At 62.0% G+C, this 11,255-nt stretch carries 10 protein-coding genes and 1 pseudogene; 4 read left to right on the forward strand and 7 right to left on the reverse strand.

Annotation, left to right across the window (positions count from 1 at the left end):
* Positions 1-78: 78 nt before the first annotated feature.
* Positions 79-240: pseudogene (locus AAFX91_RS33225) on the forward strand (IS630 family transposase); the annotation flags it as partial.
* 96 nt (positions 241-336) lie between these two features.
* Here the strand turns inward: AAFX91_RS33225 and AAFX91_RS33230 are convergent.
* The 4 genes from AAFX91_RS33230 to AAFX91_RS33245 all read right to left on the reverse strand — a co-directional run bounded on the left by AAFX91_RS33230 (position 337) and on the right by AAFX91_RS33245 (position 4,716).
* A complete protein-coding gene (locus tag AAFX91_RS33230) occupies positions 337-858 on the reverse strand; it encodes a Cache 3/Cache 2 fusion domain-containing protein (RefSeq protein ID WP_282532672.1) in 522 nt (173 codons plus the stop codon).
* A gap of 433 nt (positions 859-1,291) precedes the next feature.
* Positions 1,292-2,203, reverse strand: a complete 912-nt coding sequence (locus AAFX91_RS33235) for a DMT family transporter (RefSeq protein ID WP_394569377.1) — start codon at positions 2,201-2,203, stop codon at positions 1,292-1,294.
* Positions 2,204-2,285: 82 nt separating this feature from the next.
* Positions 2,286-3,344, reverse strand: a complete 1,059-nt coding sequence (locus AAFX91_RS33240) for a phosphotransferase family protein (protein WP_394569378.1) — start codon at positions 3,342-3,344, stop codon at positions 2,286-2,288.
* A gap of 139 nt (positions 3,345-3,483) precedes the next feature.
* Positions 3,484-4,716, reverse strand: coding sequence for an acyl-CoA dehydrogenase family protein (locus tag AAFX91_RS33245; RefSeq protein ID WP_394569379.1), 1,233 nt, complete (start codon positions 4,714-4,716; stop codon positions 3,484-3,486).
* A gap of 304 nt (positions 4,717-5,020) precedes the next feature.
* Here AAFX91_RS33245 and AAFX91_RS33250 point away from each other — a divergent pair, with 304 nt between their 5' ends.
* Positions 5,021-5,692 (forward strand): TetR/AcrR family transcriptional regulator, encoded by a 672-nt coding sequence (locus AAFX91_RS33250; protein ID WP_394569380.1) that lies wholly within the window; start codon positions 5,021-5,023, stop codon positions 5,690-5,692.
* A 264-nt stretch (positions 5,693-5,956) separates the two neighbouring features.
* Here the strand turns inward: AAFX91_RS33250 and AAFX91_RS33255 are convergent, their stop codons facing one another.
* Both AAFX91_RS33255 and AAFX91_RS33260 read right to left on the reverse strand, forming a co-directional pair.
* Positions 5,957-6,343: a hypothetical protein gene (locus AAFX91_RS33255; RefSeq protein WP_394569381.1), complete on the reverse strand. Its 387-nt coding sequence runs from the start codon at positions 6,341-6,343 to the stop codon at positions 5,957-5,959.
* Positions 6,344-6,580: 237 nt separating this feature from the next.
* Positions 6,581-7,810 (reverse strand): CaiB/BaiF CoA transferase family protein, encoded by a 1,230-nt coding sequence (locus AAFX91_RS33260; protein WP_394569382.1) that lies wholly within the window; start codon positions 7,808-7,810, stop codon positions 6,581-6,583.
* On the opposite strand from AAFX91_RS33260, the gene AAFX91_RS33265 reads away from it, so the two are divergent.
* Together AAFX91_RS33265 and AAFX91_RS33270 are read left to right on the forward strand one after the other, a co-directional pair.
* Positions 7,809-8,036, forward strand: coding sequence for a hypothetical protein (locus AAFX91_RS33265; RefSeq protein ID WP_130581371.1), 228 nt, complete (start codon positions 7,809-7,811; stop codon positions 8,034-8,036). The genes AAFX91_RS33260 and AAFX91_RS33265 overlap by 2 nt on opposite strands.
* A gap of 77 nt (positions 8,037-8,113) precedes the next feature.
* On the forward strand, positions 8,114-9,523 hold the full coding sequence (locus tag AAFX91_RS33270; RefSeq protein ID WP_394569383.1) for a PAS domain-containing protein: 1,410 nt from the start codon (positions 8,114-8,116) through the stop codon (positions 9,521-9,523).
* 72 nt (positions 9,524-9,595) lie between these two features.
* Here AAFX91_RS33270 and AAFX91_RS33275 read toward each other — a convergent pair whose 3' ends face one another.
* Positions 9,596-10,918, reverse strand: a complete 1,323-nt coding sequence (locus AAFX91_RS33275; protein ID WP_394569384.1) for a glycosyltransferase — start codon at positions 10,916-10,918, stop codon at positions 9,596-9,598.
* Positions 10,919-11,255 lie beyond the last annotated feature (337 nt).

Below are 11,255 nucleotides of genomic sequence, written 5' to 3' on the forward strand. Positions count from 1 at the left end.
TTGCTCCACCCGCGCCACTTGGCGTACAAAACCCTGAGACTCTAACCGCTGCTGGATGAAAGTTCAGTGGCAGGTCATCTCGATCGCAGGATCGACGACCCCAAGCGACTGCGCCGCGAAATCGCTGCCTGGGAACGACAGAGAAATGCCGCACGTTCCCGCATCAAATGGATGTTCACGACAGACAAGGCCCGCGCCAAAATGGGCCGCGCCTATCCCGACACTTCCAAAGAGTCATAATCACTGTGACGAGGTACTAGCAGCCGACTAACGCCCTCCTCTAAGTCGCATTTTGGGTACTCCGGCAACGCACAGTCGACGGGGTCAAGGGACGGACTACTTCAAATAACCCACATAGTAGATTCCGATCACGTTATTCGAAGAATCCCGTATCGGCTTGTACCCTGTGATGTAAGGTTTTCCGAGGATATCCACCTCCCCATAGAACGCGTCACCTGCCCTGATGGACTCGATGGCTTTGCCTTTCGGATCCAGAATCGTTCCAATCGCTCGCGAGCCATCATCCTTCTTCACGTTGGTGGCGACGCGAACGTATTCGTCTCCACTCTTCACGAAGATCGTGGCGGTCCCCTGAGCCTGCTTTACGACCTCGTCAACCAGCTCGAAATTGTTATTCATCTTGGTTGAGCCAAAATAGATGGCAGGCGCCGCCTTGCCGGCGACCGCGTCGGTCCCTTCGATCCTTGGTGGACCTAGTTTATTCGCCTTCGACTCCAAAAGGTCCATCGCCGCCTTTACCTTCGCATCCTGTGCTTGGCCAACGTCTGGCAGAAACATTACGGCCCCGATGAGGCAGGCGATTGCCCAAATGCCGATTGCAATTTGCTTGAGGCTCATGAGCTTTCCTCCCCTGGAAACGCCTGCATGCGTCAGGGTCCTCACCACATTTCGGTGACGACGGGCAGGATCAGGCTGCAGCGGTTTGGGTTTAACGTCACGCGATAACCTCGCACTGATAAGTCGTGCCGGTGCGCGTCTCGAATCTAGTCTGGCACGCTGAGGACCAACATGCGTGGATCAGCCGAATGCATAGGTTTTCGTCAACCAGTTACAGCGCGCGGATTATACACCGAGCATAAAACAAAATATCGCTGCACGACGACGCGAAAATTGGGACAGCAATTCTGCCTGTGAAGAGACGCTCAACGGCCTGGCAAAAGCGGAATCGGACCACAGTACGACCTCAGCTGAGGGCGCTAGCCTACCCTGGCACCAATATCTTCGAACGCGACTGATTTTAGCAGTTACGCCTGACGGCGCGTAATCTCGATCACAGCCCATCCGGCGGCAGGCCGGATGCGCCTGCGGCCACCGGGCGTTTGCGCTTATGCTCGCGGTAGAAGGCGTAGAGTCCGGACAGGACGATAATCGCAGCACCTGTGATCATCATGGCGTCGGGCACGTCGCCGAAGATGAGATAGCCGAGCAGCATGGCCCATAGCAGCGCAAGATAGCGGAACGGCGCCACGGCGGAGATATCGCCGGTGCGCAGCGCCATGATGACGCACTGGTAGCCGATCAGGACAAGAACCGCAGCCATCGCCAGCAAGCCGAGCGCACCGGCGGATGGCTGGGTCCAGCCGCCGAGCGGGACGAGGATGACGGCGCCAGTCGTCGTCACCGTGACTGTTGTCAGCAGCGTGACGAACAGCGACGGAATCTGCGCCGGGATCTGTCTGGTCGCGAGATCGCGCAACGCGCAGAAGACCACCGAGATCAAGGCGAACAGCGCGAACTGGTTGAAGCCTTCGGCGCCAGGGCGAACGATGATGAGAACGCCGACAAAGCCGGCGATGATCGCAAGCCAGCGCCGCCAGCCGACCGGCTCACCGAATGCCAGCGCGGCGCCCAGCGTGACGAGCAGCGGCAGCGCCTGGAGGATCGCGGAGATATTCGCGAGCGGCAAATGCGAGAGTGCCGCAAGGTAGGAGACCGTTCCGCCGACTTCGCCGGTCACCCGCAGCGCGACCGGCTTGACCAGGAGCGTCCGAAACGACCGCATCGCGCCGTGGTGGAATGCCAGCGCCGTGATCAGCCCAATGGCAAACACACCCCGCACCAGCATCACCTGGCCGAAGTTCATCTCCGCTGACACGAACTTGGTGATCGCATCGTTGACCGTGAAGCCCGCCGTGGCCACCGCCATGAACAGGCTTCCGCGTACGTTCGGGGAAAGCGCCAAGTCAGCTACCGGGTCGGATTGGACGGGCAGGCTCGGCTACAACGTGGCGCGATCCGAAGGGGTCGCGCCACACTATCTTCTCTCACGTTGCGCCCGCCTTTTGCGCGTATTCCCAGGATGCCTTGGACAGCGGCACCGTGCGCTTGGCTGATTCGATCGCCTTCGCGTTCGCGGCGGTGCCGTCGCGGATCCGGCCGGCGATACCCTGCGTGATGCCCGCGAGGCGGAACAGATTATAGGCGAAGTACCAGTTGAGATCCGGCACCGCCATGTTGGTGACGTTGCAATAGATCTGCGCAGCCTCTTCCATGCTCGGAATGTTCAGCGCCTTGAGATCGGCGTCGGCAAGCCCCGACATGGTCCATTGCATCAACAGATAGGTGAAGTCGGCCATGGGATCGCCGAGCGTCGACAATTCCCAATCCAGCACCGCCAGCACCCGCGGCTCGGTCGGATGGAAGATCATGTTGTCGAGGCGGTAGTCGCCGTGGACGATCGAGACCCGCTCCTGCTGCGGCACCGTCTTCGGCAGCCACTCGGCCACCTTCTCGAATTCTTCGATGTGCTGCGTCTCGGACGCGCGGTACTGCTTGGTCCAGCGATCGATCTGGCGCGCGAAATAATTCCCGGGCTTGCCGAAATCGCCGAGCCCGATCGCTTCGGGATTGAAGACGTGGAGTTTCGCCAGCGTCTCGATCTTGCTGGTGAAAATCTTGCGCCAATCCTCCGGCGTCTGACTCGGCAGCGTCGGATCCCAGAACACCCGGCCCTCTTCAAAGGACATGACGTAGAAGGTGGCGCCGATCACGGAGTCGTCGGTGCAGAGCGCGTAGGCCCTCGCGACCGGAAAGCCCTGCTTGCCGAGCGCGGCGATCACGCGGAACTCGCGATCGACCGCGTGCGCTGATGGCAACAACTTACCGAACGGCTTGCGCCGCATCACGTAAGCGCGACCGGGCGTCTCGAGCTTATAGGTCGGGTTGGACTGGCCGCCCTTGAATTGCAGGACCTTCAGCGGTCCCTGAAACCCTTCAACGTGCTCCTGCATCCAGCGGGCAAGGCTTGCCTCGTCGATGCGATGCCGTTCCTCGACTTCCCGGGTCCCGGAAAATTCTTCGTCCTTCCTGACGCCGTCCGCCACGATGACGCTCCCTCACTCTTCTTGGGGAGCGCCATCTGGGCGTTCCCTAATTCAGGCTGACTGCGTCAGCCTGAATTTTCTCTCGACTTTTGAGCATGATCTGGTCGGAAAACCGGTGTCCACTTTTCCGGATCATGCTCTAGTGCGTAGTGTTTGCATACTTCCGAAGTTCAAGTCTGGCAATGGCGCGATTATGCACCTCGTCCGGACCGTCGGCCAACCGCAGCGTGCGGATGCCCGCATAATCCTTCGCCAAGCCTGCATCGTCGGACACGCCGCCGCCGCCATAGGCCTGGATCGCCTCGTCGATGATCTTCAGCGCCATATTCGGCGCCGCAACCTTGATCATGGCGATCTCGAGTTGCGCGGACTTGTTGCCGACCTTGTCCATCATGTCGGCAGCCTTGAGGCACAGCAGGCGCGTCATCTCGATATTGGTGCGGGCTTCGCCGATGCGCTGCTCCCACACCGAGTGCTCGATGATCTTTTTGCCGAAGGCGGTGCGCGACATCAGCCGTTTCACCATCTTCTCCAGCGCCTCTTCGGCCTTGCCGATGGTGCGCATGCAGTGATGGATGCGACCCGGGCCGAGGCGGCCCTGCGCGATCTCGAAACCGCGGCCTTCGCCGAGCAGGAGGTTCGACGCCGGCACGCGCACGTTCTCGAGCAGCACCTGGGCATGGCCGTGCGGCGCGTCATCGAAGCCGAACACCGGCAGCATCTTCTCGACCTTGATGCCGGGGGTGTCGAGCGGGACCAGGATCTGCGACTGCTGCTGATGCCTGGCGGCCGAAGGATCAGTCTTGCCCATCAGGATCGCGATCTTGCAGCGGGGATCGCCGACGCCCGACGACCACCATTTGCGGCCGTTGATCACATAGTGATCGCCGTCGCGCTCGATGCGGGTCTCGATGTTGGTCGCATCCGACGAGGCCACCGCGGGCTCCGTCATCAGGAAGGCTGAGCGGATCTCGCCGTCCATCAGCGGCCGCAGCCATTGCCGCTTCTGCTCCTTGGTGCCGTAGCGGAACAGCACTTCCATGTTGCCGGTGTCGGGCGCCGAGCAGTTGAAGACTTCGGACGCCCAGGTGATGTGGCCCATCTCTTCCGAGAGCAACGCGTATTCGAGATTGGTCAATCCCGCGCCGTGAAATTCGTCGTCATCATGCGAGGACGGCGGCAGGAACATGTTCCAGAGGCCCTCGGCCTTGGCCTTCTTCTTCAAGTCTTCAAGGATCGGGATCACCTTCCAGCGCGGCCCCTCCTCGTCCTGCTTCTTGTAGATCGGCACCGCCGGGCGAACATGCGCGGTCATGAACGACTGCACGCGGTTCAGCCATTCCCTCTGCTTGTCCGACATCGTGAAATCCATGGGACGCTCCTCGTTTCCTAGACTTTGGGCCGCACTGTCTTCTCGCCGCCCGCGCACCGCAAGGCCTGAGCACGGACGACAATGAATGTGGCGTGCCGGAACGCCGATCGCGCATATCAGCGGATTGACATTTTCCGGCCTTCAAACGATAGTTTCATACAAATGTTTGAAATGCAACTCCCTCTGCGCCTTTCGTCATTCCGGGGCAGCCCGCAGGGCTGAACCCGGAATCCAGAGATTACGGCGCGAGATTCCGGGTTCGCGACTGCGTCGCGCCCCGGAATGACGGAAAAGGCTGAAGGCCATGCCCAGCGACCAGACCCGTACCGCCATCCTCGCCGCCGCCGAGCGGCTCTATGCCGACCGCGGTTTCGGCGACGTCACGCTGCGCGACATCGTCGCGGAGGCGAACGTCAACCTCGCCGCGGTGAACTATCACTTCGGCTCGAAGGATGAATTGATCGCGGAACTGTTCGTCACCCGCAGCATCCAGCTCAACCGCGAACGGCTCAGACTATTGCAGGCCGCCGAGGAAGCAGGCGGTGAGCGGGCCTCGATCGATGCGATACTGCGCGCCCTTGTCGGCCCGACCTTGCGCGGCTGCCTGGGTCCGGAGAACCAGCGCTCCACCGCGGCACGTTTCATGATACGGGTCTCGATCGAATCCGTGCCGCCGATCCGCCGCATCCGAAACCGCGAGATCGACCACTTGCGCAAATTCATCGCGGCGATGCGGCGCTCGCTCCCCGGGCACAGCGATGTCGAACTCTACTGGGGCCTGCACTTCGCACTCGCCATGGCGCAGCAGACGGTGCGCGACAGCGAGCGGCTGACGAAGCTGTCGGAAGGCAAATGCGACGTCGACGACGTCGAAGGGATCATCGCGCGCGTGGTATCGGTCGCAGCGATGGCGCTGACGACGGGCGATGCCGCGAGCAAGGCGCCGGCGCGCATGCTCGCGCGCGACGCGCGCTAAGAGCGCGATCCGATCAAGTTGAATCGGCAGCGGATTGGCTTCACCTCCCCCGCAAGCGGAGAGGCACAGGCCGCCTTCGGCGGCCGTCCTTGGAGAACGCCGAAGCGGAGCTTCGGCTATGGCGCAGCGCCGGGTGAGGGCTCTCTCCGCGCAAAGATAATCTCTTTCTTTTCGCGGAGAGACCCTCACCCCAGCCCTCTCCCGCAAGCGGGAGAGGGAGCGCAGCTTCATTGCGGCTGGATTTCAATCTGATCGGATCACACGCTAATTCAACGCAGAGACAGTGTCAGAAGCAATCGGACCCGTGCCACTGGCCTGGGCCATGCCGTACGCTGCAAATGAAACCGCAGCATTGGCCTGGATCATCACCAGGTCCGGTTTCTTGTTGCCCATGAATGTGATCCGGAAATGGTAGAACGGAATCTGCTGCGCTCCGACCGTTTGATAGGCCAGCACGGCCTGAACGTCGGCGACATTATTTCCCGAGTAGCTCGCCGCCAAAATCGAAAACCGGCAAGTGCCGTCTTGGTTGTTGGTGGGACAAGTATAATGCCAGTTATAAACCGCAGATCCTGGCGGAAAGGATTGCGCAATGGCTGGGCTTGCAAGAAGCGCCGCAAGTAAAGGTAAAGCGGAGCGAGCGAGCTGCATCGGTCATTCTCCCCTCACAATTACAGATACAAACGAGCTTATTAAATACCCAGCGACGAAATCTGTCTTTCAATTTCGCGGCACAATATGCCGTTTGGCGGCCATCGACGGGCGCCCATCTCTCCCCAGCGGCCGTAGCCCGGGTGGAGCGAAGCGTAACCCGGGGAAAGCCCGCGCGATGCTCGACAGATCCCGGATTGCGCTTCGCTCCACCCGGGCTACGCTCCGCCGCAACGCTTAAACGATCCCCTTCGCCTTCAGGCCCTCGATCTTGGCTTCGTCATAACCGAGCTCGCCCGACAGCACTTCCTTGGTGTTGGCGCCGAGCAGCGGCGGTGCGCGGTAGTCCTTGATTGGCGTGGCCGAGAACGTCAGCGCGTTGCGGATCAGCGACAGCGAATGCTCGAAGGGGTGGTCGACCTTGATCTCCATGCCGCGCGAACGGACATGCTCGTCGGCAAACATCTGCGCGAAATCGTTGACGGGGCCGGACGGCACGCCGGCCTTCTCCAGCTCCTCGAGCCAATAGGCGACCGGCTTTTTCAGGAACAGGCCGGCGAAGATCGCCATGATCTCCTTGCCGTGCACGACGCGGTTGTTGTTCTTGACGAAACGCGGGTCCTTGGCGAGTTCGGGCTCGCCGAGCACGGCGCAGGTGCGCTCGAACTGCGCATCGTTGCCGACCACCAGCATCAGTTCGCCGTCGGTGCAGCGGAACACGCCGGCCGGCATGCCGCCATTGCCCCAGGTGCCGCGGCGCGGCGGTGTCTTGCCGTCGACGAGATAGATCTGCGCGTAGTGCGAGAGCGAAGCGATCACGGTGTCGAACAGGCAGACATCGACATGCTGCCCCTCCCCGCCCCTCGCATCGCGATGGTAGAGCGCGGACAGGATGCCGATCGAGGTGTTCATGCCGGTCATGTAATCGACGATGGAGGGGCCGACCTTCATCGGGCCGGCGCCGGGCTCGCCATCCATATGGCCGGTGACGCTCATCAGCCCGCCCATCGCCTGGAAGATCGCATCATAGCCGGCGCGCGGCGCATAGGGGCCGGTCTGGCCGAAGCCGGTCACCGAGCAATAGATGATGCGCGGGTTGATCTTCTTGATCGAGTCGTAATCGAGCCCGTAGCGCTTGAGATCGCCGACCTTGTAGTTCTCCATCATCACGTCGACGCCCTTGGCGAGTTCGCGGATGATCTCCTGCCCCTCCGGCTTCGCGATGTTGACCGTGACCGACTTCTTGTTGCGGTTGGCGCAGAGATAGAACGAGTTGTTGTTGTTCTCCTTGCCTTCGGGATCCTCCAGATAAGGCGGACCAAAGGCGCGCGCGTCGTCGCCGGTGCCGGGACGTTCGATCTTGATCACCTCGGCGCCGAGATCGGCCAGCATCTGCGCCGACAAGGGACCCGCGAGCACACGCGTCAGGTCGAGAATCTTGATGCCCGAGAGTGGCAGAGCCGACATGAAAACTTCCTCCGAAGAAACTTATGCTCTTGTGGCGCGGGAACAGAGGTCCGGCCGCGCTGTCGAAACAGCGGATACACTATTTTCCAACGGCGAGTACTGCGCTCTCGGCATGAAGCTATCCGTCTATCTTCAGGCGGCCAGCGATCCCCGTCCGGCAGGAATGAACTTTGTATGTATTTTCAACAACTTGAAAGCACAGAATGCATGCGGCGGGATCAGTTGACACAGGGCCGGGAGGCCGGTGTAGGCTGGTCGCCAGCGGGGGTGGCGGCGGACAGAGAAGCACTGACGAGGCATCCGGTGCCCAATGATGCGCGCCACCAGCCGCAGGCGGATCTGCCGAGCCTCGCCTTGGCCGGCCTGCCGTTTGCCGAGCAGCCCGCACTGCAATTGATCTATGACACTGCGCCGATCGGGCTCGCATTCCTGTCGCCGGACTGCCGCTATCTGCATATCAACCAGCGGTTGACCGAAATATGCGGCATTTCCGTCGAAGGGCATCTTGGACGAACGGTGCGCGAATGCGTGCCTGCGCTGGCCGACTCAGTCGAGGCCATCGTCCGCTCGATCATGACGACCGGCGAACCGGTGATCGGCGTCGAGGTGGCCGGGCAGCGTCCCGACCAGGTCGAAGACCGCACGTGGATCACCTATTGGCACCCGCACCGGGGACCGCGCGGCGACGTCATCGGCGTCAACGTCGCCGCCGAAGAGATCACCGAACGCAAGCGCGCTGAAGCCGCACTGCTGGCCAGCGAACGGCAGTTTCACACGCTGGCCGATGCCATTCCGCAACTGGTCTGGATGGCGGACGCTGATGGCCGGATCTTCTGGATCAACAGCCAATGGTACGACTATACGGGCGTGCCCGTGGAAGCCGGCAGCGTGCATGACTGGCAGGCGCTGCTCTCCCCTGCCTCACAGCCGGAGGTCAAGAGCCGCTGGGCGCAATCGCTGCGCGCGGGCGTGCCACTCGAAATGGAGTTGTCGCTGCTCGGAAAGGACGGACGCTACCGCCCATTCCTGACCCGGGTGATCCCGCTCCGGGATGCGACCTCGACGGTGTATCGCTGGATCGGCACCCATATCGATATCAGCGAGCAGAAGCGGCGCGAGGAGCACACCCGCTTCATCGTCGAGGAGCTTTCACACCGCACCAAGAACCTGCTCGCCGTCGTCATGGCGGTCGCCAACCAAACCGCGAAATATACCGGGGACGTCAAGCAGTACCAGACGCGCTTCATCGAGCGGCTGCAGGCGCTGGCGCATTGTCATGATCTGCTGGTCAGGGATAGCTGGCGTGGCTCCTCGCTGCACGATCTGGTGTCGTCACAGATGCGGCCCTTCGATGAAGCCAATTCAGGGCGCATCGACGCGGATGGCCCGGCGATCGTCCTCAAGCCCGACGCCGTGCAGCATCTGGGCCTGGCGTTGCATGAGCTTGCGACCAATGCCTCCAAGCATGGGGCGTTGTCGGCGCCCGGCGGCGAGGTGGTGATCCGCTGGCACGCGGAGGACGCGGACGACCGCATTCGATTCTCGTGGTCGGAAAAGGGCGGCCCCGCCGTGACGCCGCCGCAACGGCAAGGTTTCGGCCGCGTCGTGATCGAGCAGATCGTGCCCCGCGCCCTGAACGGCAGCGGCAACCTCGATTTTCACCCGACGGGCGTAAACTGGACGCTCGAATTCCTTCAGCAGGCCGATCGATGACCGCCTGTGATATCAGGGGATCAACGTTCAACGATGATCCCCTGAGCGATATCGATCGGACGGGATGCGGAGTTACGCCGCTGCGGCCTTGCGGCGGGCGGGCGCTTTCTTTCCTGTCGCCGCTTCGTTGATGATGCGGACGATCAGCGATCGCGTATCGCGTTTGGCGAACTCATCGGCCATCGATGCGGCCCGCATGCGGTAGCCCGGCTTTTCGAGCACGGTCCGAACCGCCTCGCGCAGGACCCGCGGATCCGGCTGATTGGTCGCCAGATTGATACCGACGCCGGACCACGCGATGCGCGCGTTCACATCGGCCTTGTCCTCGGTCAGACCGGCGCTCACGATCGGAATTCCAAAGCTCATCGCCTGATTGACGCTGCCGTAGCCGCCATTGGTAACGAACACATCCGTCTTTCCAAGGATCCACTCGAACGGCAGGTAGCTGGACACGCGGGCATTGGACGGAATCGGGCCGGGGATCGCATCGACCGGACGACCACCCGTGGTCACGACCACCAGCAGATCCGGCTCGTCCGCAAGGGCCGCCAGTGTCGGCGCGACGAGAAGACCGAAATCGTGATTGGCCACCGTCCCCTGCGTGACCAGCACCACCTTGCGCGTGCCGTCGAGATCACCGGCCCATGGCGGCACCGGCGCCTGGTTCGGAATGATCGGAGGTCTACCCACGAACTGGACCGTGGACGGCAGCTTTCGCGGAAACTCGAAGCTCGGCACCGATAGCTGCAGATAGGCGTCGGCCAGTTCCACAACGGCCTCGAACAGCACTGTCGGCAACGGCCGCGCGCCCAGTTCTGCCAGGAGCTCATTGATCCGGCGCGTTGCCGGCTCGTTGACCACACTGTCATATTCCTTGGCGATGACGGCGTAATTGTCACGCTCTGCCTGGGTGGTTGCGGGCGGAAGTCCAAGGAAGAGCGGTGCGCCATCGTCACGGCTCGAGTGCAGCACCGAAGTCCCGCACAGCACCACCGGAGGCCGATTTGCACGCGAGCCGAGCGCCATCGGAAGCACACCAAAGAACATGTCGTCACCCACGATGACGTCGGGCTGGAGCTCGTGCACGAGCTGCTGCAAACCGGCATGTTGCGCCGGCATGGTATCGACAAAAATGCGCTCCAGGGCGACGCGCAGCCATTGTAGCCCAGGCTCCATATTCTTGAGCTCCGGCACGGCCTCATCGAACTTTCGCAGATCGAGGTCGGCGGCGGCGGGCAGCGAACGGAATCCTGCACCGATGGCCTCAACCCGTGACCGCAGCACGCTGCCGGTCAGGAATGTAACATCGTGTCGCTCGTCGATAAGGCCGCGAGCGACTGCAAGCAGCGGATTGAGATGGCCGGTTGCAGGCGTCGAAGCGATGAGAACTTTCATGTGATCCTCCAGCGTGAACATCGGCGCGGGAGACCATCTCGCCCTGAGAAGGCCCGGCCGGCTCAGGGAGGACTTTGGCGAAGCATCGCTACGCTTCGGCTTCGAACAGCGAGAGAATGGTTACGGCTGAAATGGAGTTTGGCGAGGGCTCTTTCCCCACGGATAGTCCCATCGTGGGGACACCCTCACCCCACCCCTCTCCCGCAAGCGGGAGAGGGAGCGCAGATTCATCGCAGCTCGAAACTCGACCTGATTGGACGGTGCGCTAGGCCGTGTGGACAGTTACCTTATCCAGAGCAGAGTGGCGGCAATGGCGACGACGGCGAAGTAGTTTCGC

Source organism: Bradyrhizobium sp. 31Argb, assembly GCF_043638955.1.
GTDB lineage: Bacteria > Pseudomonadota > Alphaproteobacteria > Rhizobiales > Xanthobacteraceae > Bradyrhizobium.

Excerpts from the sequence above, each read along its gene's own strand:
- AAFX91_RS33265 (WP_130581371.1), top strand. The coding sequence starts at position 7,809 with ATGAAAACTTCCTCCGAAGAAACTTATGCTCTTGTGGCGCGGGAACAG.
- AAFX91_RS33255 (WP_394569381.1), bottom strand. The coding sequence starts at position 6,343 with ATGCAGCTCGCTCGCTCCGCTTTACCTTTACTTGCGGCGCTTCTTGCA.
- AAFX91_RS33245 (WP_394569379.1), bottom strand. The coding sequence starts at position 4,716 with ATGGATTTCACGATGTCGGACAAGCAGAGGGAATGGCTGAACCGCGTG.
- AAFX91_RS33250 (WP_394569380.1), top strand. The coding sequence starts at position 5,021 with ATGCCCAGCGACCAGACCCGTACCGCCATCCTCGCCGCCGCCGAGCGG.
- AAFX91_RS33260 (WP_394569382.1), bottom strand. The coding sequence starts at position 7,810 with ATGTCGGCTCTGCCACTCTCGGGCATCAAGATTCTCGACCTGACGCGT.
- AAFX91_RS33275 (WP_394569384.1), bottom strand. The coding sequence starts at position 10,918 with ATGAAAGTTCTCATCGCTTCGACGCCTGCAACCGGCCATCTCAATCCG.
- AAFX91_RS33230 (WP_282532672.1), bottom strand. The coding sequence starts at position 858 with ATGAGCCTCAAGCAAATTGCAATCGGCATTTGGGCAATCGCCTGCCTC.